We start from the raw sequence: 24,503 nt of genomic DNA on the forward strand, positions 1-24,503 counted from the left end.
ACGGGGATAGGCCTCAAAAGAAATCAGGGATCCTTTTGGATCCCTGATTTTTTATAGGGCGTTTTATTTTTTTATGCTGAGTGGGAGGTAGACGCCGAAAGTAATATTCCTTCCCATATTGTAAACCCCGTAGCTTGGGTCCTCCTGCGATAACCTTCCTGGGCGTAACCTGCTCAGGGCGTCATAATAGCGTTTGTTGGTAAGGTTAGATGCAGTTGCATATACCTTCACTGGTTGTTTTCCTAAATGTAAGGTAGTACCTATTCCGGCATTGATCAATGAATATGAATCTGCAGCCGTTTCGAAAGTTTCGTCAATACGGTTTTGTTTAAAATAATTGTCTAAACCTACGGATACGTAAAACGCATGTAGGCCATTTATCTTGGGTTCGAGGCGCAGGGTATTATGTAAGACACCTGCAGGAATCAATGCCAGCGGCCTGTCGAAGGTCTTGTTTTGCGCATGGGTATAGGTAAATGTGTTATCTAGATGTACCCAGTTGAGCGGATGGAAGTTTAGGCTCCCTTCGAAACCAAAAAGATTGGCATTTACTTGGCCATAACGATAGACATCATAGGTCTGTTCATTATTATCCTCATCGAGGATTGTTTTCGTATCGCCTTTTTTTGCTGAGGCATAGATAAAATTATGAATATAATTTTCATAAATACCGATGCTGCCCGTTACTATACTATGTCCAAATTCAAGGGTTGCGTCTGCCTGAAAACTACGCTCCGCTTTCAGGTTCTCGTTCCCGATTTCGTAGCGGGAAGTTCCTTCGTGCACACCGTTTGAGCCAAGTTCCGCAGGATTAGGTGCCCTAAAGGCTGACCCTGCATTGGCTTTGAAATTGAAATCTTCACTGAAGCTATGTGTATACCCAAGGGCACCGCTAAGATTGCTGAACCTGTTTTTAAATCCTGGAAATTGCTCCTCATCTTCAACAAAAAGCTGTTTGCCCTTGCTATTGACGTAATCATAACGAAGTCCCATGTTGAAGGTATTCTCTCCCCAGGTTTTCTTGGCGTAAGCAAAAGCTCCTAGCTCGATCTGATCATAAGCAGGGATCAAAAATTCGACTCCCTTGTTGATGCTATGTTCCTGACTAGCACTGATACCAAAGACATGCTGCCAGCCATTCCTTTCAGCCAGGTGATACTTCGCATCAAGCGAGTAGGTGTTTAAATCAAAAAATAAGGAAGGACTTGCGCTTTCAAGTTCGCGACGCTGATTTTTTTGGAAGCCCAAATCCAGTTTTAAATTTCCCGAGCCGATCACAAAATTATTATTGAGTGCGAGTTTATAATGACGGATATCCTGTTTCGGAAAATCCAGGGTACGGCTTTTGGAGTTGTTGTATAGAGGATCTCCAGGCTCGGCATCATAAAAACCGATGTTATTTTTGAGGTAAGAGAAATTTAGATGTGAATATCCCCATTGTTTATTTAACCCCAGCATTCCACTAAGGTTGGTGTTATTAAAACCACTATTGATATAGTGTCCAGCAGGTGTATTGTAGGCATGGGCATTCTGATAAGATCCACGTCCCCGCCATACGAAGCCATTTTCGTTTCCTGTAAGCATCAATGAAGTATTGGTCAGGCCATTGTTGGTCGAATAGCTGGACAGCAGTTCTCCTTTTATTTCCCCCGCAGTAGGGACACTTGGTTCGAGGATATTGATGACACCACCGATGGCATCTGAGCCATACATCAGTGAAGCTGCTCCCCGCAGAACTTCTACTCGGTCGGGTTGATTTTGGTCGATCTCAATACCATGTTCGTCTCCCCATTGCTGGCCCATTTGTTTTACCCCATCGTTGACAGTGACAACCCGGTTGTAGCCAAGGCCGCGGATGACTGGTTTGGAAATGCCCTGTCCCGTTGTTACCTGGCTCAGTCCAGGAACCTGGCGAGCTAGTGCGTCAATGAGATTTGTCCCAGCACCTTGTAGTTCTTCTTTGGATACAACGGAAACCGAAGTGCTATTTCGACGGCTTTGCGCTGTAACGAGTGTGCCCGTTACTACCACTTCGTTTGTCTCGATAATACTTTCAGTCAACGAAAAGTCTACCGAGACGTCCTCCGATGTCAGCTCTATTGTTTTGATCAGTGATTGGTAACCAATAAAACGCACTTCAACGAGATAACGTCCGCGTGAAGGAAGTGATTTGAATGTGTAATGACCCTGTTGGTCCGAAGAGGTACTTGAGCGCAGCTGGAGCAAAGATATGGTTGCCCCCGCTATTGGTTGATTTGTTTTTGAATCCGTCACTTTGCCCGAAATGGTCGCGGCCTGAACAGAAAATAGCAAGAAATAGAAGACAAGCAAACATATGCTGCCTTTGATTTTGAGTTTCATCTGTAACTAGTTTATACCATCAGTAGATGGCGCCTATTCACCTGATAACCGACCTTATTGGATCTGTATTTCCATCAGTTATGAAAATAGCTGTCAATAGGGATGGATTCATCAAATGAATCGCTGATTGTTAAATTAAGGGAAATCCATTATGATTACGTCCGCAGCAATTGCTAGAAAGTCTGGCTTGAAGTGTATTGTAATCATAGTGAACAAAGTTTTCATGGATAACTTTGTCGTAGCATATTGGATGAAATTTAACAATGAGGAGGGCCGCGATTACCAGATAGCAGCGCGTTGATCATCTGGTCGTTTGGTACAAAGAAGCCAAATGCTATTTCCAGTTCGGGAAGCAGAATTTCATTTTGGCTAAACTGAAAGAGCAACTGTGGGTGTGCATTCTGATCACAAATGGAACATTTTGGATGGTCTGCATGATGTTTTTTCGCGCTACAGTCCACCGTACTCAAGGCTATCGGCTCGTGGGAATGGGTATAGACAATGAACTGACCGATTAAAAAGGCCATCAAAAGCGTAAACGCTGCTAATTTGTTCAATGGAATACCGCGCACCTTATTCTTCTTATACGATGTCTCTGCAGACAATCAATACCGCAAATATAAGGAAAATTATAAATAAAGCAATCATGTTGCATCTATTATTAAAAAAAGAACCAAAAGCCGTGCTGTAGCAGCCCCAAAAAGCTAGACGGTTTTAGGGACAGCATTTTGGGATTGGTCCTTTTTTATTGAAACTTTTTTGGTTTCAGTATTATTTTTTGGACTGTACAAATCGTCCAATAATTTCATATTGATTGGCGTCAAGCCCTTGTACGTCTTGGAGTTTTATGATACTGTACAATGAATCGATATAATAATCCAGTTTTTCATTGCTATCATAAAGGGAGTTCGCTATTTTTTTATCGATATGTATATGTTTCACGCGCTCATTTTTACGATCAAACTCGATGCGGAGTTTCTGTATCTGCAATTCTTTCTTTTTGGCGGTAAATTCCGTTACGCAATCTATGGCTTTGACCTCATAAAGCGTGGGATCAAAATTCTTGCTGATATCCGCGGACTGGAAAGCCGAAAGTTCATTTTGCCAGTTTTCGATCTTGAGTTCACGTTGTTCCTTTTCGCCGTCTTTGTTGACAGATTTTAACACCAAGGGGTTGATCTGCTGCAGGCGTTGTGCTTCGGCGCTGAAAAAAGAGTCTACCGAAAAGATATCCGTCGTCTTTTTAGCTTTTTTTGGGCCTGAGGGGGAACTGCAGCTCCAAAAAAGTAGCGCACCACCCACTAATAGGGGAAGTGCGCTGCCTAATGTTTTATATAAATTCTTATTCTGATACCAATACATTTCCTGTCATTTCAACGGGGATATCTACGCCCAAAAGTTTGAGGACGGTTGGGGCAATATCTCCCAATTTACCATCTGCTATTTTTTTGTACTGCTCATCAATCAAGATGCAGGGAACCAAATTTGTTGTATGTGCTGTATTTGGTGAGCCATCCTCGTTGATCATAAATTCTGAATTACCGTGATCGGCCAAAATGATAAAGGAGTAGCCATTTTTCAATCCTGTTTCCACTACAGTTTTTGTGCATTGATCCACTGTCTCTACTGCTTTTACGACAGCCTCAAATACACCGGTATGGCCTACCATATCTGGATTGGCGAAATTGAGACAGATAAAGTCAGGTTGCAGCGTTTCCATATCATTGACGATCGCTTCGGTAATTCCGTTGGCCGACATCTCTGGTTGAAGATCGTAAGTTGCTACCTTTGGTGAAGGCACCAAAAGTCGGTTTTCACCTTCGAATTGTTGCTCACGGCCACCTGAAAAGAAGAATGTCACGTGCGGATACTTTTCTGTTTCGGCAATACGGGTCTGCGTTTTATGATTTGCTTCCAAAACTTCACCGAGTGTATTTGTTAGATTATCTTTTTGGAAAACAACACGTACATTTTTGAAGGTTTCATCATACGCTGTCATGGTGACATAGTATAGATTTAATGGAGCAAGATCATACTCAGGGAAAGCTTTTTGAGTCAGTGCAATGGTAATTTCACGGCCACGGTCCGTCCTGAAATTATAGCAGAACACAACATCACCGTCCTGAATGGTCGCTACAGCTTTACCCTCAGCATCAACTAATGCAATTGGTTTAACAAATTCGTCCGTCACGCCCTCATCGTATGATTTCTGGATAGCAGCAACGAGGTCACTGGATTTTTCACCTTCGGCTTTCACCAATAGGTCGTAAGCTAACTTAACGCGTTCCCATCTGTTGTCCCGGTCCATTGCATAATATCTGCCGATGGCCGAAGCGAAGGTGCCTGAGGTAGTTTTTAGATATTCCTGTAGATCTTTGACATAGCCGATGCCTGAATTGGGGTCTGTATCACGACCGTCTAGGAAGGCATGGATAAATACCTGGTCACTGTTTAACCCGGCATGTTTTGCGGCATCACAAAGGCCTTTCAGGTGTTTGGTATGTGCATGTACGCCACCATCGGAAAGTAAGCCGATAAAGTGTACTTTTTTATGGTTTTCAAGTGCATATTTAAAGGCATCCTGGATAACGATATCTGTATTGAATACACCGTCATTTACAGCTTTGTGAATACGTCCTAATTCTTGATAGACAATTCTTCCGGCACCAAGATTCATGTGACCAACTTCAGAATTTCCCATCTGTCCCTCTGGAAGGCCTACAGCTTCGCCCGAAGCTTCCAGCGTTGAATTTGGGTATGTGTCCAATAAGTGATCTAAAAATGGGGTATTTGCAGCTTCAACTGCATTTGATTTATCATGTTTTCCATATCCTAGTCCATCCAGGATAAGGAGTGCAACTTTTTTCTTATTCATCGTATAACAAAGATAACCTTAATTTTAGAATCTATCAATGTATCTTTAAAATCTTCCCTTGTTTATCCGCAATAATTTTATAGGTTTGTGGCATAGTTTATGTTTGGTGTAAACTATGCTACCTAATGATTGATACATCTATTGTGGAAACTGTTCTATCTTATATTGAGCTATATGAAACTTTTAAGCTATTGCGTACTTGTATTTGTTTGTAGTCTTTTTATACATACTAACGCCGCGGGGCATATTTCAAAAGATTTAAGCGAATCATCACAACCTGGTATACAGGTTGAGATCATGTCCTTGGGAAGTATTTCCGAAGAACTTAAAACCTATCTACGGGAAGGGAATGCAAAGAATATAGCCAAATATTTTGGTTCCAATCTGACCTTATCCCTCTTGGGTGAAAACGGCGTGTATACCAAATATCAGTCTGAGATTATGCTGGGTTCTTTTTTTAACCAGCATAAGCCCAAGACCGTCAAGCTGACCCAGGCCAGCAATGCGAACAATGGTTATCAATATTTCACCTTTTCATTAGCTAGCGAACAGGCTAATTATCGTGTATTTATCAAGATCGGAGCCGGATCCAATAACCAGACAATAGAAGAACTCCGGATCGATAAAAGTTAGGCCAGTCCATACTTTTTTATCATTCTATTTTTCGATTAAAAAATTATTCCACATCTTAGCCCAATAAATTGTATTTATGGAGAAGGAAATCAAGGATTATTTGGCGCAATTTGTAAAACAATCTGTTGCAGAGGATCTTGGCGATGGCGATCATACTTCGTTGTCCACGATAGCGACAGGGGCGCAGGGAGAGGCGAAACTAATTGTGAAGGACGATGGCATTTTGGCCGGTGTAGAAGTTGCCCAGGCGATTATGAGTTACGTTGACGAAACCTTGACCTGTGAGGTGTTTATCCAAGATGGGAGTCAGGTAAAAGTTGGTGATATTGCTTTTTACGTTCGCGGAAATATCCAGAGTATCCTATTGGCGGAGCGTTTGGTGTTGAATGTGATGCAACGTATGAGTGGCATAGCGACGACAACCCGAAAATATGTGGAACTATTAAAAGGTACGGATACAAAGATATTGGATACCCGTAAAACAACACCTTTACTACGTGTGTTGGAAAAGGAAGCCGTTAAAATCGGTGGGGGCAGCAATCACCGTTTTGGATTGTTCGACATGATTTTGATTAAGGACAATCATGTGGATTATAGCGGTGGCATTATACCGGCCTTGACTCGCGCAAACGACTATCGAAAGAAATTAAATAAACCAATAGAAATAGAAATTGAGGTCCGAAATTTTGCGGAACTTGACGAAGTTCTTAACTTTGGCGAAGTGGACCGAATCATGTTGGATAATTTTTCACCTGCGGATGTGGCCAAAGCTGTTCAGATTATCGATCATCGATTTAAGACAGAAGCCTCTGGGGGAATAACATTTGAAACCATTCGGGCCTACGCAGAGGCTGGAGTAGACTATATCTCGGTGGGCGCTTTGACACACAGTGTCAAGAGTTTGGATCTTAGTCTGAAAGCCAAATTATTATAAGAACTGATTTAATTTAATGATATCGATTTATTTAGTAATTGCAGTATTACTAGCTTATTTGTTTGGTTCAATACCTACGGCAGTTTGGTTGGGTCAGGCATTTTATGGCGTAGATGTTCGGGAGTATGGGAGTGGTAATGCTGGAGCGACTAACACTTTTCGCGTATTAGGACCGCGGGCGGGTTCCATTGTGATGTTTGTGGATATTTTCAAGGGCTGGACCGCGACAAATCTCGCCTATCTGATCGAATTGGGACAGAATACGAGTGACGTTCAGTTTGTTAATTTTCAGTTAGCTTTGGGGGTGATTGCCGTAATTGGACACCTATTCCCTGTTTTTGCGGGCTTCCGGGGTGGAAAAGGGGTGGCAACCCTGTGCGGGATGATCCTAGCCATACATACACCCGCAGCATTGGTCTGTGTATCTGTATTTGTGATTATCCTATTGACTACTCACTACGTGTCTTTAAGTTCGATATCTGCTGGATTTGCCTTTCCATTTAGCTTGGCATTTATTTTTAAAACCACGATTCCCTCGGTATTACTTTATGGCATTGCCATCTGTGCGCTGTTGTTAATTACCCATCAAAAAAATATTGAGCGTTTGCTGAAAGGACATGAATCCAAGATTTATCTATTCAAGAAAAAAGCGAAGGCAAAGGAATAGGCACAATAATTGCATCTTAACAAAGTATTTAATAGATTATGTTAAAATATCCATTATGAAGCAGGCACCCTGCTGAGGATAATCTGGATGTTGCATATCACCATTGAAAAAATAAATGGGCCGACGCGCTCGTAAATGCAATTGAAATTAACACAGATGAATAATAAAATACATATGAAAGGGATGTTTAAGTATTCGGCAATGGTAATGGCCTGTGTTGCACTGGCATCGGGGTTGTCAGGTTGTGCGACTTCAGCTGTTACCGGGAAAAAATATTTGAAGCTGGTTAGTGCAGACCAGGTCAACCAGCAAGCAGCATTAGCTTATAAGGATTTTTTGTCTAAAAATAGTGCAAAAGTAATTACCGGTACGGCAGATGCGGCGATGGTGAAACGTGTGGGTAACCGATTGGCGACAGCGGTCAACCAGTACCTGCAGAGCAAGGGGATAGCCAATAAATATAATTTCAACTGGGAATTTAACCTTGTCAAGAGTGATGATGTGAACGCTTGGTGTATGCCTGGTGGTAAGGTCGCTGTATATACAGGAATCCTACCGGTAACACGTACAGAAGCTGGTATGGCAACAGTAATGGGCCATGAAATTGCCCACGCTATCGAGGAGCATTCGGTGGCACAGGCTTCCAATCAGATGGCCCTACAAATGGGGGGACAGATATTGGGCTCAGCAGCAGGTATGACAGGGAGTACTTCCCTAGGGATTTTTAACAACCTGTATGGCTTAGGTGGTAGTTTGGCTCAGTTGAAATTCTCGCGCAGCGATGAATCCTCGGCAGATGCGGCTGGATTGATCATTATGGCATTGGCTGGCTATGATCCAAACGAAGCCATTGGTTTTTGGAAACGTATGGCCTCAGGCAGTCAAAAAGGGCAACCAGAATTCTTGAGTACCCACCCAAGTGATGCAAGACGTATTGCTGATATCGAGAAGCAGATTCCTAATGCGATGCGGTATTATAAAAAATAGCAAAAAAATACAAGCATAGCTTATATGCTCATATCGAACAAAAACGGGAGTGTCCACCTTTGGACACTCCCGTTTTTATTTCATTTTTTTAACGCCTCTTTCAATTATTCCGAGCAAGGAGGCTTTTTGAGGGAATATTTCTTTGCATTATTTCGAAAATCTGAAATTAGCAAAGTAGTATACGATATCTGCCGGAGGACTGAAAGTTCCACCGGGTTCGCCACCGATGTTAATAACAATTACTCTATTGTGTTTATCTTTTGCCGAAGACAAATCAATGGTCACATCCTTCCATTTCATTAGATCGCTGTCTGGAATCGGGGTAGCATTTCTGTCCAGATCCCAGTATTCCTGACCAAAAGTACTTTCACTGGAAAATGCCCACATATAGTTCATAAATCTAGGCCACAATTTTTGAAATGCGCTATAACTGCCGGTAAATTTAGATTTGTCGGGCGCATAGACTTTAAATTTAAGATACTTGTAGGTTGCGATGTTAAATCGGTATTCCTTCGGAAGCGTAAATACAAAGGAAGCACTTGAGGCTTTTAGCGTGACTTTTAGAGGATTTAAAATATTTGCTCCTGCCGGATAGTCGGTCGCCGGATTGACAATATCCGTTGCCCAGGCATTGTCCTGAATCTTTCCGTCTAGGAAGAAATTCATCGGAATTAAACTTTCATCTGGAGGTGTTACCCATTCGACAATGTTTTTGTCCTCATAGCGTTTCAGTAACTCATCTATTCCTAGTGAATTGGGGATATATTTAATTTTTTTGATTATCCCCAGATCCAGAAGATCTAACATCGCTTGTGCATTCGCATTTGATATGGCTGACACATGACGTATAAAAGGTTGAAACTTGCCACCACCGATCGTTTTGACTACACCATTTCTGTTGTAATCAAGGGTTTTAAGATTAAACAGCTCACCGCCGGTCAGATCCAACTCGGTTACATTGGAAAAATAGAATAAATCCTGTAAACTGTTGGTGTGAATTGGAAAGGTCAATTTCTTAATCCCCGCAGCGACATTCGCATTGAAGGTGGTAATTCCGTTAGCGACGAGAATATCCCGTTCTGTCGGATTGAAGGTTGTCTCTCCGGTTGGCAGCGTAATGTCGAGCGTCTGTGTATAAGTAATGGAGTCAGCTATTTCCTGTCCACCTATTTTGGGGACGACGTTATAGGCTAGTTTCATTGCTACGGTTGATCCGGGGTTGAGATTTGCTGCAAAAATACGCGGTGAGGCCCCTCGGGTGCCTGTAATTACTTTTCCGGTCTTATCTTTATATTCAAAAGAAAGACTTTTATAAGTCAATAGGATCGAAGATAACGAGCTCGTCCAGTCAATAACCATCGCATTGGGCGAGGCCATAATCCGAGGGGAAGCGATGACCAGATTTTTCACGTCACTTTCGGTAAATGGGATGACAGCGATTTGCTGTGGCACCGATTTATTTTCAAATTCGTCTATGGTATAGACTTTGAACCGGTACAGTTTGGACTGCTTGAGGCCTTTGATATTCAACCAGGAAACCAATGAATCAATGACAATTTTCTGATTGTCATATTCAACAATCGTTTTTTTGGATTTTCCCATCCGGATCTGACTGGAGGGAATCCGTCCGGCCTTTATCAGATCAATTTCCACCCGTTCATAACCGATTTTGGCAGCAATAGTGTCATAGCGTTGGGGATACACGGTTTCCTCCGCGTAAGGTTTTATATTATCGTACATTTTCTTGCAGGAAAAGCTAAAAGCAATTAATGTCAAGACAACTAAAAAACCAGCTATTTTTCTGAACTTATTTTTCGTTTTCATACTTTATGTCTTTATTGTTCCAGTTTAATTGCTTTTGCGTCCGTAAAGCGTGATTTCGGAAAGACAGTTCGCATCCTCTAACGTGTAATCAGATGTGAAACCCTTTAAAGCTTCATACCTAAACCATCTTGTCTTTTTGGTATACTTCGGATTATCGGGATACATATAAGCCATATCGCCAGCTTCCCCTTTTTTTACATATTCCAGTTCACTGATCCCAAAAGGTACCGGAATAAAGTGCTCTGAAACAGGTTCCCAATCCCGTTTATCATCATCCCAGATATACATTTTGAACCTTCCGACATTTTCGCTGCGATAGTATTGCCCTCTAGAAATATTGGCTAATCCTCCCGAGTGCCGTTGTACGGTAATAATCCGGCTCAGCTCATAATAAGCACCCAGGTCAATGATAAAGTTCCACGGCATATTGCCATCTGCTGTTTTTCCCGTCCGTCCTCTTCCGTGCGTATGCATAAAGTTGAGGTTGTCGCCGCGGTCGATGATATCGTCTATTACATAACGTGATCGCCCCTCTAGTCCGTCGCCAAAGGCCATGGGTATACCACCAATAGAATCGGCTGCTTTGGGTAACACCCAGTCTTTTTTGGATATTTTCGTGTCTTCGAGCAGGGATATATTTCCTTTGTCGATAGTCGCTGTGGTATTTCCGTAGCTATCCTCGACGCGGACTTTTACACTTACTTTTTCTGTCGGAGGGAGCACGAGATCATTGATAAACCTGCGGTCGGTCGGCAGATTGGAGGAAAAGACCGAGGTGAGGCTACGGCTGGTGCCATTTTGGTTAAAAGTAAAGTCGACATACACATTGACGTCCTGTTTGAGTTCATTCTCCCAATCAAGGAAGAAGGAGCTGAAACCGGGTTTGACCTGAATGGAGCTGGCCACCCGGGTAAAAGCAGGTTCCAATGACTGCACCTTGACATCCAGTGGTTCGGATCTGTTGCCTGTACGGTCCACAGCATATAGTTTTATGGTATATTCATCTGTGCTGGGTAATCCATACACATCCAGGGAATCCACAAAATAGGATGCGGAGAAGGTAAAGGACTTGCCATTGGGATTGGTATAAACGGCATCGATACTCATGAGGTCTTCATCTTTTGGTATATTGTAAAAAAAACGTGCTCCACCATATAGCGGCGTATAGCGGCGCAGTTCTACCTTTCCGGGGGGCGTACTATCGTCCGCAGCCGGAGAAAATCGCTCAATCTCTTTACAGGCAATAAAAAGCAACAGGAGACTAAATGCGATATAGATATATTTGAAATTTAATTTGATCATGTTATTCTTTTATTAATTGTTATCATAAGAATTTAGCATTACCAGCCTGGATTCTGGATAAGTTTACCATTTGTATTCATCTCATTGAGATCAATTGGCCACAAGCAGTCCCGGATGGTGAAGCGTCGTTCCTGTTTGACATCAAGCACAAAGAATGAAGAGCCTGAAGTACCGGTATGATTCCAGCCCCATATGGGCATTGAAAATGCCGATGTCGCTCGTTTGTGGCGCATCATATCCCAAAAGTGGATGCCTTCAAATGCAAACTCAATACTGCGTTCCTGTAGAATAATATCACGTAAGCCTTCTTTTGTCCTGTGCTTATTGACGGTCTTGGCAAGAGAAGCATCAGACCAGGCTTTTTCCACAGAAGGGATTCCGGCACGGTCACGAACACGGTCCAGGAGGGCATAAACTTCCGCTGATGGCCCCGAATATTCATTTAAAGCTTCCGCTTTCATCAGGTACAGATCAGCCATTCGGATAATGGGATAAGGGAATTTTATCGTACGCTGCCAGGCGCCGGACTGTGACTCCGGGTGAACCATTTTCTGTGTGCCGATACCTGTCGCAAAAAAGTCTGTGGTATGCTGCGAGGAGTTATAGCCTCCATGTGAATTTCCATAAAACATGGTATTGATACGAACGGTATGTGCCCGCCAATAACCTGCTGTAATACCCAAGTTGGCATAGAATCGAGGTTCTCGGTTCATGTATAATTTAATAGTTTCGGTATTGGGCTGCATGTAACCATTCCAGTGTGTATAGCTGCTTTCACTGGACGCTGGTGTCTTGATGATTTCATATTTGTTGGTGAAATCATAGGTCAGATCCTCATCAATAGGCAATCCATTTTCGGTGTAGTAACGTTCAGCCATTTGGTAAGTAGCACCCATCCATTGCCAAGAATACGAAGGTTCGTTCACAACCCCGTCGCCATAGCCTTCAGGCAAGCGTATATTGGAGGAATGAGCCAATTCACCTTGGTTATAGTAATTGAGGTTTGAATTGCCCCAAACCAGTTCTTTATTCCATGGATCCACGATAAGCATTCGTAGGTCATATAGTGTTTGCATTCTTTCGGGATTGGCCGTGAACGCAGGACGATCGTAAATAAAAGGTTCTTTGGCAAAATGATAGAGACCCAACCCATTTGCCTCACACAATGCAATTGATTCGTTAAGGGCATCAATGGCTGTCTTCCATTTCTCTTTATCCTCCGCCTGCGGAAAGAAAGGCTGCCCGTCGCTGTCCATAAAATCGCCAAAATATTCTCGGTTGCCGTTGAAAAATGGGCTTGCTCTGAACAGTAGTACCCTTGCTTTGATTGCTTTGGCCGCCACTTGGTCAATCTGTCCGAGGTTGTTTGATGATACACGTTCAGTCAGGTTTGGAATAGCCTCGTTCATGAGGTTTAATACATAATTAAAGCAGTCCTCTACTTTAGAACGGCTCAAAAACAATTCCTCCGGTGTGGATGTTGGCGATGCAAGACCTGTAGGTAGGACGATGGGACCATAACGCTGAATCAGGAGAAAAGCAAAATAACCTTTTAGAAATTTGACTTGCGCTTTCCACTCTGCTTTCTCTCCTTCGGTCATGTCACGTACTTTATCAATATTAGCGAGAAAAACCTCACATTGACGTATACCCTGATAGAGCGGCTTACCACCTTCGGTGCCAGACCAAAGTCCGAGTTGTGGCGAGGTCTGCGATTGTAAACCCCGCATAATACGGATTGCCCGCAGATTGCCCGTATTGGGGTTTAGATCTAACCGGCCGAGCCATTCGTCCCCCAGCGACCAGGAGGTTGCATGCGTTTGATCATCATTGGGCAGGTAACTGTATACTTTTGCCAGTGCATTGTAAGCCTCAACTTTGATGTTGAATATATCCTCCAATTTTAGGGTATTATCGGGTACCACATCAAGGTACTTGGAGCAGGAACCCAAAAAGAAAGCTGTTGCAATTGCGATATATTTTATTGTTTTCATGTATAAGTCCGTTATGTGTTAAAATGATAATTGAATACCGACATTAAACCGGCGGTTTGGCGGATAACCAAGTCCATTTCGTCCTGTTTCGGGATCCCAGAGTTTAAAAGGGCTGAATACAGCCAGGTTTTCACCACTGATATAGATGCGGCTGCCTTTGCCAAAGCCAAAACGTTCTAAATTCCGCGGGCTGTAACCGATTTCAAGTGATTTTAACCGGATAAAGGAACCATCGCGCAACCACCAGGAAGATTGTTGTATATTATTATTAATGGGGTCTGTGGAAAGTCGTGGCCAGAATGCGTGCGTATTTGGATTGGTCTCGCTCCAATAATCTTCAGCAATAATAGCCAAAGCGTTTCTTCGGTTAGCGAAGGGAGCTATTCCATAAGATCCGGTATTTGGGTTGGATTCAGCAGTAGAGTTAATAAAGAAAGAGACATTTTTATTCCCCTGAAAGAAGAAGGAAAAATCAAAAGCTTTATAACCAGCAGACATACCAAAACCATATTGGATCTCCGGAACAGTAGGATAGCCCATTGGGATCCTGTCGTTATCATTGATAATGCCATCACCATTGATATCCTTATATTTGATATCGCCAGCCATATATTCCCCGAAATCCTGCTTTGGTGAATTATCAATTTCATACTGATCGACAAATAGCCGTTCGGCAAGCAATCCCCATTCTTGCCTCAAATTATGTCCAAGTTTTTTGAGGTAGGTATCTGAATAGTTTTTCTCGTCCAGTGCAAGATATTTATTGGTCGCATAGGTGAAATTGGCACGGGCCGAAAGCCAGAGATCTGTTTCGAAGAATTTTTGATAGGTCAATGAGCCATCAAATCCCTGTGAACTGACTTTGCCCACATTACCACTGATGGCGGCCTCCAATCCAGCAGAGGCGGGGAAGTTTTCCCGTCGCATATAGATTTTGCTCCGCACATCTTTAAAAAAGTCACCCTGCAATTTAAGCGACTCATTAAAGAAATTCGCTTCCACACCAACATTCCATTTTTCGGACTCTTCCCAGGTGATATTTGGATTAGCGTAGCGGTTTACATTAAATCCATTATAAGCATTCATAAAATCGGTTCCCCAACGATACATCGCCTCACTACCTCTTGAAATATCCGATAGGTAAAAGAAGCGATCTCTTCGTTCGGCAATAGCGTCATTTCCGACACGTCCCCAGGTACCGCGCAGTTTTAATGTACTGACAACGGATTTAAGAGGTTCGAAAAAGCGTTCACTCGAAATCATCCAGCCCCCACCCAAAGAGGGGAAGAAACCAAACCGTTTTTGCCCCATGAATTTTTCTGAACCATTTAAACCATAGGCAAATTCTGCAAAGTATTTATTGTCGAAATCATAGGTCAGGCGTCCCGAGTTGCCCATATTTCGTTCGGGTAGGGTTTCGTAGATGGAGTTGCTATTTCCGGATGTCAGTAATTTTTCCTCAATCATCCCCACGGTCATAGCGCCTAAGTTGTGGCTGCCGAAACTACGGTTCCAGTTAAACCTGGCTTCGAAATAATAATTGGAGCTGGCATCCCTTTTTGGATCCACATCGCCGAGCGTAGCCCGACCTGTTGTCGGGTTGAGCGCGTACAGACTGTACTCGCCTGTAATCTGATTGTAATTCTCCAAATCGTAGTAAAATGGATCATAGCTCCTGACGCCGGCATATTTGCTCCAGGTTGTTACCGAAGCCCGACCCTGAACTTTCAAGCCCGGTGTCAGAAAATCCAGATCTTGCATCAAAGTGGCCTGTGCGGTGATGGTATTTTCATTGCGGTCTTCATAGCCGCGCACCATCTCCGCGTAGGGATTATCTTTTAGCGACCCTGTGACAAAGGTATTTCCAAATAAGGTATGCTGGGTGAATTCGTTTTTGGCGTCAGGAGAAAATACTGCCGGAAAATCAACAGGATTGCTGTTCATCACCATCCGGAAGATATCGCTTGCCGATTTGAATGGCCCGTTATAACGTTCAAACCGACCTTGGATCCGGGTGTCTAAGGTGGTTGTTTTTGTCAGCTTAAAGATGACATTTGAGCGAATGAAAAAGCGGTTGATATTGATGTTGTTATTGAAATTGTTTCGGTCATCTACTTTCAGTAGACCAGACTCTTTGTCAAAACCGCCCGATACATAGTATGTTGCCACCTGTCCACCGCCACTCAGGTTGACATTGGCTTTTGTATTGACCGTATAGTTTTTGAGCAGGGTGTTATACCAGTCAATATTTGGGAAGATCATCGGATTTTCGTTATCCATTGTCGACTGTATTTTCTGCTGGGAATAATAAGGGCCGAGAATAGGAAACCTGGTCATACGGGCCTCATTATAGAGTTTCATATATTCAATGCCATCGACCATTTTGATTATTCGGGTTGGAGATGCGGTATTGACATCCACACGGGCATTCAATGCAACGGGACCTTCTCGTCCCGCTTTGGTGGTGACCATGATAATACCATTGGCGCCGCGCGCACCGTAGAGCACGGTTGCTGAGGCATCTTTTAATATCGAAAAGCTTTCGATATCGTCGGGCTGTATCCGGGCAAGGTTGTCTGTGGTGGATTCAAAACCGTCAATCAGTATCAGTGGGGAAGCCTGATAGCCGAATGTTGTCACGCCGCGGACGAAGAACTGGGCATTGTCGGCACCAGGTTCGCCTGAGTTTTGAAAGGAAATCACACCAGGTATACGTCCCGCAAAGGCACTGGTCAGGTTGGTAGCCGGAATTTTTAGGTCTGAGGCTTTTACGGTGGTGATAGCGCCGACTACGGTTGCCTTTTTCTGTGTTCCGAAAGCGACTACAGTAACTTCATCCAGGCTCTTTCCATCGTCATACATTAATACTTCAATAATGTTTTGTGGACCGATGACACGCTTTTCATCTTTCTTTCCAACAAATTTAAAGAGCAGGCTGTCGCCTAGAACGCCGGAGAGCTGAAACTCTCCATTAGCATCGGACTTCGTTACCGGAACCCTATTTTTGAGGATGGTAACGCCTTCAATTTTCTCTCCATTTGATGCGTCTTTCACAATACCTGTTAGCTGCTTTTGCGCAAAAGACAGCATGGGTAAGGTAAAGAGCAATAGGAAAAGAAACAGTTTTTCTTTTCGTTTTTGCATAATTGATAGGTAATTAGATAAATTAATTGGTTGATTTACTTTGGGAAGAGTAGGCATGATTTATCAATTCTTCCTTTTTAAAGACAAGGAGCCCCCAATACAGGAGTTGCCCTAAAAAATAAATGGTTTAAGTTGGTTTTTAAATAATTTGGTTATTTCTCCCTATTCAGATTTTCGGTATCGCCCTGACTACCTATTTCCCTCATGGTCTTCTTGCAGGAGCCAGGAACAACAGTCAATGTATTCTTTGTTTTTGCATAAAGGTTAGGTTTTAGATTATACAAATTGGTTGTTTTCAAGTGAAAGCGAAAAAACTATTGATCTTATTTTTCCTTTCACTATTGCTATAACGATTTAAGCAGGATATTGTTTGGAAAAAATTAAATTAAATGAAAAATATATTTGTTGTTGGAAGTTTAGTTTTCTGCTGTTTAATTATTTGCGGTTTGTTTTTATTGTTTTTCAAAATAATTACTTGATCAAGAAGTGGAATTAGGGCGTATTTCAGTACATAATACTTCAAAAGTGATTGTTTCTGGGACCGAAATGTTAGGGTTTGTGTAGAAAGGAGAGAGAAGAGGAGGATATCGATAGGCAACGGAATAGCAGTGCTACTCCGTTGCAGTCTTTGGATGTGTTGACTAAGGGATTTTCAGCGTGTCTGGCTTATACAGCAGCAAACGCGTCGTGAATACCTAATACAATTCCTATGAGCAGACCCATAAAATTAAATCCGATGGTAATAATGACTATTATTCCGATAAACTTATAATGTTTTTTTAGGGCTTCGAGGCAGAGTTCAAGCTGGATGCTATCGCGGTTTTCGATAGCTTTTTTTGCTTTTGATCCAAAATTATAGAGGAAATAGATCGGGAGACAGGCGAAAGCCATCATTAGCAGGTAAAGTATACCGAAGGTTGATATGGTACCTGCTGAAACATATTCGCCCTGACCTAAGGATAAGGCACTTGCTCCAAAGATCAGGCTGATCATGGTTATAGCCGACAGTCCGATAAAAATAAAACAGATAATAGCCAAAAAATTGGCCCATTTAGCAGCTGAAGCTAAGAAAGAAAGCCCTGCTGGAGACAATTTAATGTCTTCGGGCTCCTGAAAAGAAGAATTTTGAATACCGACTTCCATGAAAAATGAGTTATAAAGGTGTGCGAATTTCTAAAAAGTTCTCCGTTTTTAAAAGCAGATTTTTAAAGAAAACCAGTTCGCAAAGACAATAGTTTACAGTTTTTAAATAAATATAAGGCGCGTAGCGCAATGGCTACAGAAACGAGTTGATTAATAAAACGCTCGGTTGGAAGAAAGTTAATGAATTTTTTTTAAAAAGTTTAGGTCAGGAATGGAAGAATGTTGTTACAAATCCATCGAATATGTTGACTGTGGAAAACTATTTTGTATATAGAGAGTTTGCTGGGAATGGTGGTTTAAAAGATGTTATAACGTTTTATTATAAAAAAAATTGTGTTCTAACATAGTTATTTTGGTGGGTGGGATAGGAAGTGAATGTGCTGTAGTATGTTAAGTTTATATTAAGTCCTTTGTTATTTAAAATCTCTTAGTAATTTTGCTTAACATTTTTTAACAAATCACATTATATGAAAAGATCTTTACTCTTTTTCGCTCTTGTCATGGCCAGTTACGGTGCTGTACAAGCTCAGGTTACGACAAGTAGCATGACGGGGGTAGTAACTCAAACTAATGGTATAAAAACAACTGGTGCAACTATTAAAGCAGTGCACGTACCTTCAGGGACTGTATATTCAAGTTCGTCAAATGAAGCCGGCAGGTTCAGTTTGCCAGGTATGCGTGTAGGAGGGCCCTATCGAGTTGAGGTAACTTATGTTGGACAGAATCCAGTTGTTTATGAGAATGTTTATTTGCAATTGGGCCGCGATTTAGAACTAAATCCAGTATTTGGAGAAAGTGCAACTGTTATTGATGAGGTTACAGTCACTAGAACAAAAAAGGGACAAAACCTTAAAACTGGTGCTTCCACAAGCATTTCAAACCGTCAATTGCAAACTTTACCGACTATTTCAAGAGGACTAAATGATTTTACACGCTTAACTCCTCAGGCAGATATTAAAGGAGATGCTTTATCCATTGGTGGTATGAATAATAGATTTAACCAATTAACTATTGATGGAGCTGTTAGTAATGATGTCTTCGGTTTGAGTAGTGGTGGTACTAATGGCGCGAGTACAGGTGTTTCTCCAATTTCTTTGGATGCAATAGAGGAGATGACTGTACAGATTGCCCCATTTGATGTTCGAGCTGGCGGTTTTGCTGGTGGAGGAATCTCAGCTGTAACGCGTTCTGGTACTAACAAACCACAAGCTTCAGTTTATTATTTTACCAGAAACCAAAATCTTACGGGTAAAACTCCTTATTCTTTGATTTCTGGAGACCAAGAGAGAAAGAAGTTAGATAATTTCAGCGAAAAGCAATATGGCGTTCGTGTTGGAGGACCAATTATTAAGGATAAATTGTTTTTTTTCCTGAACTATGAAAAAACAGAGAATAATACCCCTCTAGGATTTGCTCCGGGTGTTGATGGTTCGAAATTTACAGTAGCTGAGCTAGAACAAATAGCTAATCGTGCTAAGGCTTTAGGATATGATGCTGGTAGTTTTTTAGATCAAGAAAGTAGCAATAAATCTGACAAAATCTTTACTAGGTTCGATTATAATATCAATGAAAAGCACAAACTATCGGCTCGATATAGTTACGTTAAAGGAACTGCAACAGATTTAAGCCGTTCGCAAACGGCATTGACTTTTTCGAATGGTGCCATTTTAAGAGAAAGTACTACAAATTCAGCAGTATTGGAGTTAAATAGCCGTTTTTCTAACACATTATCTAATAATTTAGTTATTGGCTACACAAAAGTAAGTGAACCAAGGTCGGCTCCTGGTAACCCTTTCCCTCGGGTAACTTTGCAGCTAGGTGATAGAAATGTAAATTTAGGCACGGAACCATTCTCAACAGTAAATCAATTGGATCAAGATGTGTTTACACTTACCGATAATCTGACTGTATATAAGGGTAATCATAGATTTACTTTTGGTACTCATAATGAGTTTTACAAAATGTACAACGGATTTATTGGAAGTGCCTTTGGAAATTATACTTTTAGTAATTCTCCCGCGACTGATATAAATCCAGCCACTGGAAAATCTTATACTGCTATCGAGAACTTTGACCGTGGTTTGGCAAGTAGTTTTCAGTATAATTATAGTAATACAGATGATCCAAGACAAGGGGCTGATTTTAAAGCAATGCAGTTAGGTTTTTATATTCAAGATGATTACCAGCTAGCAACTAATTTTAAATTAACAGGTGGTATTCGAGTAGATATTCCAATGTATTTGACAGATCCAATGGAGAATACAGACTTTAACAACTCAATCTTGGCAAAGCGTTATGACGTTATGACCAATAGAATGCCACAAACTACATTCATGTGGTCTCCTCGACTCGGTTTTAATTGGGATATCAGAGGCGATAGATCTGCTATTCTACGAGGGGGACTTGGTATCTTTACTTCAAGATTCCCATTTGTTTGGTCAGCAGGTGCTTATACACAAAGTGGTGCATTGTTAGGAGGGAACCAATTAAATGCTGGTTCTGGAAACGCGCCAAATATTAAGTTTATTGCAGATCCAAATGCCCAACCTAAAAGTAATCAAGAAGTTAAGCCTTCGGGAAATATATCCGTATTAGATAAAAACCTAAGGTTACCTCAAATTGCTAGAACTTCCCTAGGATTTGATTATAGACTACCTTGGGATATTCAGGGAACAGCTGAGTTTATGTATTCTAAAAATTTAAGTTCTTTTAAATTTACAGATTTGAACATGAAAGATCCTATTGGCCAATTGGAAGGTGCTGATAATAGATTGTTGTATGGGGCGACAAACGCAGAAAAACGTGTTTTGCCAAATTATACTCAGGTTATTTATATTAATAATGTTAATCAAGGATATTCTTGGTCGGCAACAGCCCAATTATCGAAATCATTTGCAAGCGGATTTTTCGGTTCATTAGCCTACACTTATACTGAATCGAAAGATTTGTTTTCAGGCTCTTCTTCCCAAAATCAATCAAATTTCTTTAGAACGGCGACAGTAAATGGGTCAAATAGTGTCACTTTAGGACATAATCCATTTAGTACTGGAAGTAGAATTATCGGTTTTGCATCTTACACAAAAGAATATTTAGGTCACTTAGGAACTACTTTATCATTGGTTTATAATGGTCAATCCGGCGCGAGATTTTCATATTTAATTACTGGTGATCCAGGAAGGTACTCAGCGGGAAGTGCTAGTGATCAATTTTCATTGATGTATATTCCTCGTGATAAGAGCGAAATCCGATTTGTTCAAAATGGGGATCAAACACCCGATGATCAATGGAATGCTTTTAATCAATTTATTGAAGCTAATCCTTATTTAAAAAATAGGAGAGGTAAATACGCTGAAAGAAATGGCGATAAAGCACCGTTCTCTCATAGATTCGATTTGAAAATATTACAAGATGTATTTACCAACATTGGTAATACAAAAAATAAAATTCAAATTTCGTTGGATATTATGAATGTTGGTGCTTTAATAAATAAAAAATGGGGAGAACAATATTCAGGAGGGGGAAGTTTCTGGGACAATTCCTTCCGTGCAATAGCGTTTGATAGTTTTGTTAAGGATACTAAAATTCCTCAATACAAATTAGGGGACCTAAACAAAAATAATCCTTATTTTGTCTCGGATATTCCATCAAGATGGTCTGCACAAATTGGTATTCGCTATATCTTCAACTAATCTGAAGAATATATCTTAAAAAGACCGTCCTGAATTTTAGGACGGTCTTTTTGATTTATTACTTAACAAAAATCGATTAGCGATGTCTAGTTGTAATAAATGTAATCCACATAAATGTCAGTCGCCGTTTCGAAATCCTTCATGAAAATTAAATCTTTTGATGGATCCGGATCGTCATTTCTTTTGAAAATTAGTTCCAATCCAATTTTAAAGTTTTCGCTATTACCCATCATAAATCCCTCTCTTGTAGAATCGTTATATTGAAAAGTGTTTGTTAACGGTACAAAATAACCGTAACCATCTCCGCCTCCTGGCGAAGAGCTTGCCTTGATTCTGATGGATTTAAGTGTTAAACCAATTGCTGGGTTGATCTGTAAATTGTTTGTTTTTAGTGTATTGCCATCAACCCTTCAGCCCATGTGTAAGGATCGGTACCATAAGGGCCTGAATTATATTCAATATAATTATCTAAAGTATTGAAAACAAAAGATAATCACAGATTGCAAGTTTCTTTTGATATTACCAACGTTGGTAACCTATTGAGTAGCAAATGGGGGATACAAAAACTCATAATATTACCAACTTTATGCAATATCAAGGTGTAGTTGATAATAAACCTACGTATACTGTGAGCCAGAATCTTAAAGAGAAGACATTTAGAAATAATACAGGTATAGATTCTAGATATCAAATGCAATTAGGTATTCGTTATATCTTCAATTAAAACACTTTCACATCTAGTGTGTAGGTTATAGGAATGCGGAGCTCGAAAAGAGCTTCGCATTTTTTTTCCTATGGTTTCTTGATTTATAGCTTACGATTAACCAAGAAAGCTATTAAGAATTTTAGGGATAGTTTAGAACAGTAATCGTTTTTTCCAAATTGAAAGTACGAGCAATATTGCAGATGCTTGAGGAAAATCGACGACCATATTAGCAATGAAAAGCAAGAACAAAGTGTGTAGTACGTGAATGTGATCGAAAATATGAATGGGGAATTTGAAAATACACAAGAATAGCTGTTTTTCCCAAGCGATCTACGTTCATTATTTAAATTATAAAAGAATTGAATATTTCTCGTGGTTTATTTTTTATGTAAAATAGAGGCTAATTAACGCTATTTTAAATTTTTATTAATTTTATATGAGCTAGTTTTTATTTTGGATTATTTAAATTATTTTTATATAAATAAATAGGATGAATTATGAAAATATTTAGACGATCGTTATTAACTGCTTCAATTTCTTTGATTCTCGTATCTTGCAACAAAAACGAGTTACAAACTATAAACGAAGAAAAAAACATTAAATTGAAGTCAATGGCAGTGGCTTCTACTACTTTCAACTGGGAAAACGTGGAGAGAATGCCGGTTCCAATTAATCACCCAACAATTTTATCACCCTGGTCATCGGGAGCAAATATTGCCTTTCCTGCATTTTTTATTGAGGATAGGTTTAAATCAAATGGTTGGGAATTAGTTTACAATTCTTTTAGCACTACCGAAACTGTTAATCCTAAATTTTTTATAATTTACAATAAATTTAGAGGTTTACTAAGGGCTTTTTTTTATCTAGATCCTATAAGCCCAATTCCTAGTACCTATGTCACACATAGTTTAAAATTGAAGGATAATGCATCCATACCCGTTTTAAACTATGGCTCAGATGAGATAGCTTCATTAGTTAAAAATGCAAAAGAAATTTCTCAGGTTCAGCCCTATCGAACTAGTGCTACAGGCTGTTGGTATGCTGCGGAATTTGAAATCAATTATACACCAGCAATTCGCAATATGCCCGCGCAAGGTAGTTTGTTACAATGGGACGTTAACTCTACTAACATCTCGCAAATTACCATTAATGGAACTTCAGAAGGAACAATTAAAGGAACAATGACACAAAGCGTTGCGGGGCCCGAGAACATTTTAAACAGCTCATTAAAAGGAACTGTTATGTTGTATGGTAAACATTTAGGAGACAGTATGCTCAAAGAGATAAACGAAAATAAATTAATAAAATCAGAATATTTGCTCAACTTTGCTTCTTCTCTTGCTTCTGGAGGTTATGCCGCCGCCGCCGGGAAAGTATTAAGTGCAATTTTTGGAGGCTCGTCCACTACAACCAGCCAGGTAATTAATTTAAAAAGTACAACAAGTTATAAGCTTTCGGGATCTGTTAATGATAGCTATTTGATTGCTGCACCAGTGTTAGTTCCTCCAGGTGCCAGTAATTCCAGCAACTCATTGGGTATTTTGCCACTTTACAACAAAGTGCTCGGCGTTTTCACTTTAGATAAAACGCCAATTGTGAACGCAACAGCGAAGGAAGAATGGTATACTGAAAGAGGTATGCCTGGCGACCGTGACGAGAGGTTTTCTATTTACAATCCCTCAGACTATAGACTGGTCCAGAATTCCTATAATATCCTGTTTAATCCAGATATCATAAATACAAGCCCTGATGGAGCAAGAGTTGAAAATCTAAAGCAAGAGCTTGTTCAGCGAGAAAAAGATGGCAATTTAATTAATGTTTTTCCGATTAATTATGAGTTTTCGAGCCATTATAGAATTACCGTTGGTAATATTGGTTGGGACGGAAATGGAGGATATATACCCCAACCTGCAAGTCCGAGTCCTTGGGATTCAAATGAACAATTAATGACTGGATTTTTTCTTCGGATAAGCTTTGATGTGGTGCCCAATAATGGCTCCTCTCGAACTAAAATAGTTAAGTCATTTAAAATAAAGGCAAATCCCATTGATATTAAAAGTTAGATAATTCAATAAGCCAATAGGTCGTAATTCTATTTAAGATCAATGCCAGAAAGGTCAAGATTATCACTTGACCTTTCCTGTTTTATTTTAGTAGTAGACTATACGTCACTATATTTTAATCAATGGTCTCCATTTAATTTGATAGCGGACCAACTACGGCATGTTTTGTTACAGAAAAATT

Annotated in this window: 15 protein-coding genes; 6 read left to right on the top strand and 9 right to left on the bottom strand. The window is 40.6% G+C overall.

Annotation, left to right across the window (positions count from 1 at the left end; all coding sequences use genetic code 11):
- Nucleotides 1–63: 63 nt before the first annotated feature.
- The 4 genes from BWD42_RS10650 to gpmI all read right to left on the bottom strand — a co-directional run bounded on the left by BWD42_RS10650 (nt 64) and on the right by gpmI (nt 5,236).
- Nucleotides 64–2,361 (bottom strand): TonB-dependent receptor, encoded by a 2,298-nt coding sequence (locus BWD42_RS10650; RefSeq protein WP_077436097.1) that lies wholly within the window; start codon nt 2,359–2,361, stop codon nt 64–66.
- Nucleotides 2,362–2,618: 257 nt separating this feature from the next.
- Nucleotides 2,619–2,966 carry a hypothetical protein gene (locus tag BWD42_RS10655; protein ID WP_139351116.1) on the bottom strand — a complete coding sequence of 116 codons (348 nt, stop codon included), beginning with the start codon at nt 2,964–2,966 and terminating at the stop codon, nt 2,619–2,621.
- A gap of 166 nt (nt 2,967–3,132) precedes the next feature.
- Nucleotides 3,133–3,723: a hypothetical protein gene (locus BWD42_RS10660; RefSeq protein WP_077436101.1), complete on the bottom strand. Its 591-nt coding sequence runs from the start codon at nt 3,721–3,723 to the stop codon at nt 3,133–3,135.
- Nucleotides 3,704–5,236: a 2,3-bisphosphoglycerate-independent phosphoglycerate mutase gene (gene gpmI, locus BWD42_RS10665; RefSeq protein ID WP_077436103.1), complete on the bottom strand. Its 1,533-nt coding sequence runs from the start codon at nt 5,234–5,236 to the stop codon at nt 3,704–3,706. The genes BWD42_RS10660 and gpmI overlap by 20 nt, the downstream gene beginning before the upstream one ends.
- 174 nt (nt 5,237–5,410) lie before the next feature.
- On the opposite strand from gpmI, the gene BWD42_RS10670 reads away from it, so the two are divergent.
- The 4 genes from BWD42_RS10670 (at nt 5,411) to BWD42_RS10685 (ending at nt 8,457) form a co-directional block, all read left to right on the top strand.
- A complete protein-coding gene (locus BWD42_RS10670; RefSeq protein WP_077436105.1) occupies nt 5,411–5,869 on the top strand; it encodes a DUF4783 domain-containing protein in 459 nt (152 codons plus the stop codon).
- 76 nt (nt 5,870–5,945) lie between these two features.
- The gene (gene nadC / locus BWD42_RS10675; protein WP_077436107.1) at nt 5,946–6,803 is read left to right on the top strand and encodes a carboxylating nicotinate-nucleotide diphosphorylase; all 858 of its coding nucleotides are present in this window, start codon (nt 5,946–5,948) and stop codon (nt 6,801–6,803) included.
- 16 nt (nt 6,804–6,819) lie between these two features.
- Nucleotides 6,820–7,470 carry a glycerol-3-phosphate 1-O-acyltransferase PlsY gene (gene plsY, locus BWD42_RS10680; RefSeq protein WP_077436109.1) on the top strand — a complete coding sequence of 217 codons (651 nt, stop codon included), beginning with the start codon at nt 6,820–6,822 and terminating at the stop codon, nt 7,468–7,470.
- Nucleotides 7,471–7,626: 156 nt separating this feature from the next.
- The gene (locus tag BWD42_RS10685; RefSeq protein WP_254846216.1) at nt 7,627–8,457 is read left to right on the top strand and encodes a M48 family metallopeptidase; all 831 of its coding nucleotides are present in this window, start codon (nt 7,627–7,629) and stop codon (nt 8,455–8,457) included.
- 147 nt (nt 8,458–8,604) lie between these two features.
- On the opposite strand, the gene BWD42_RS10690 is transcribed toward BWD42_RS10685, so the two are convergent.
- From BWD42_RS10690 to BWD42_RS10710, 5 genes are all read right to left on the bottom strand, one after another.
- A complete protein-coding gene (locus BWD42_RS10690; protein WP_217700055.1) occupies nt 8,605–10,281 on the bottom strand; it encodes a DUF4998 domain-containing protein in 1,677 nt (558 codons plus the stop codon).
- Nucleotides 10,282–10,305: 24 nt separating this feature from the next.
- On the bottom strand, nt 10,306–11,583 hold the full coding sequence (locus tag BWD42_RS10695; protein ID WP_217700056.1) for a DUF4959 domain-containing protein: 1,278 nt from the start codon (nt 11,581–11,583) through the stop codon (nt 10,306–10,308).
- A 38-nt stretch (nt 11,584–11,621) separates the two neighbouring features.
- The gene (locus tag BWD42_RS10700; RefSeq protein ID WP_077436111.1) at nt 11,622–13,577 is read right to left on the bottom strand and encodes a RagB/SusD family nutrient uptake outer membrane protein; all 1,956 of its coding nucleotides are present in this window, start codon (nt 13,575–13,577) and stop codon (nt 11,622–11,624) included.
- 18 nt (nt 13,578–13,595) lie between these two features.
- Entirely contained in the window at nt 13,596–16,721 is a 3,126-nt protein-coding gene (locus tag BWD42_RS10705; RefSeq protein ID WP_077436113.1) for a SusC/RagA family TonB-linked outer membrane protein, read from the bottom strand.
- Between the two features lie 666 nt (nt 16,722–17,387).
- On the bottom strand, nt 17,388–17,864 hold the full coding sequence (locus tag BWD42_RS10710) for a hypothetical protein (RefSeq protein WP_077436115.1): 477 nt from the start codon (nt 17,862–17,864) through the stop codon (nt 17,388–17,390).
- Between the two features lie 467 nt (nt 17,865–18,331).
- Here BWD42_RS10710 and BWD42_RS10715 point away from each other — a divergent pair, with 467 nt between their 5' ends.
- Nucleotides 18,332–21,553 carry a carboxypeptidase regulatory-like domain-containing protein gene (locus BWD42_RS10715; RefSeq protein ID WP_077436117.1) on the top strand — a complete coding sequence of 1,074 codons (3,222 nt, stop codon included), beginning with the start codon at nt 18,332–18,334 and terminating at the stop codon, nt 21,551–21,553.
- A 1,203-nt stretch (nt 21,554–22,756) separates the two neighbouring features.
- Complete coding sequence (locus tag BWD42_RS10720; protein WP_139351117.1) at nt 22,757–24,322, top strand: hypothetical protein; 1,566 nt, start codon at nt 22,757–22,759, stop codon at nt 24,320–24,322.
- Nucleotides 24,323–24,503: the final 181 nt, after the last annotated feature.

It is taken from the genome of Sphingobacterium sp. CZ-UAM, assembly GCF_002000245.1.
Taxonomy (GTDB): domain Bacteria; phylum Bacteroidota; class Bacteroidia; order Sphingobacteriales; family Sphingobacteriaceae; genus Sphingobacterium.

Coding starts and splice junctions, on each gene's coding strand:
- BWD42_RS10650 (WP_077436097.1), bottom strand. CDS start 2,361: ATGAAACTCAAAATCAAAGGCAGCATATGTTTGCTTGTCTTCTATTTC.
- BWD42_RS10660 (WP_077436101.1), bottom strand. CDS start 3,723: ATGTATTGGTATCAGAATAAGAATTTATATAAAACATTAGGCAGCGCA.
- gpmI (WP_077436103.1), bottom strand. CDS start 5,236: ATGAATAAGAAAAAAGTTGCACTCCTTATCCTGGATGGACTAGGATAT.
- BWD42_RS10670 (WP_077436105.1), top strand. CDS start 5,411: ATGAAACTTTTAAGCTATTGCGTACTTGTATTTGTTTGTAGTCTTTTT.
- nadC (WP_077436107.1), top strand. CDS start 5,946: ATGGAGAAGGAAATCAAGGATTATTTGGCGCAATTTGTAAAACAATCT.
- plsY (WP_077436109.1), top strand. CDS start 6,820: ATGATATCGATTTATTTAGTAATTGCAGTATTACTAGCTTATTTGTTT.
- BWD42_RS10685 (WP_254846216.1), top strand. CDS start 7,627: ATGAATAATAAAATACATATGAAAGGGATGTTTAAGTATTCGGCAATG.
- BWD42_RS10690 (WP_217700055.1), bottom strand. CDS start 10,281: ATGAAAACGAAAAATAAGTTCAGAAAAATAGCTGGTTTTTTAGTTGTC.
- BWD42_RS10695 (WP_217700056.1), bottom strand. CDS start 11,583: ATGATCAAATTAAATTTCAAATATATCTATATCGCATTTAGTCTCCTG.
- BWD42_RS10700 (WP_077436111.1), bottom strand. CDS start 13,577: ATGAAAACAATAAAATATATCGCAATTGCAACAGCTTTCTTTTTGGGT.
- BWD42_RS10705 (WP_077436113.1), bottom strand. CDS start 16,721: ATGCAAAAACGAAAAGAAAAACTGTTTCTTTTCCTATTGCTCTTTACC.
- BWD42_RS10710 (WP_077436115.1), bottom strand. CDS start 17,864: ATGGAAGTCGGTATTCAAAATTCTTCTTTTCAGGAGCCCGAAGACATT.
- BWD42_RS10715 (WP_077436117.1), top strand. CDS start 18,332: ATGAAAAGATCTTTACTCTTTTTCGCTCTTGTCATGGCCAGTTACGGT.
- BWD42_RS10720 (WP_139351117.1), top strand. CDS start 22,757: ATGAAAATATTTAGACGATCGTTATTAACTGCTTCAATTTCTTTGATT.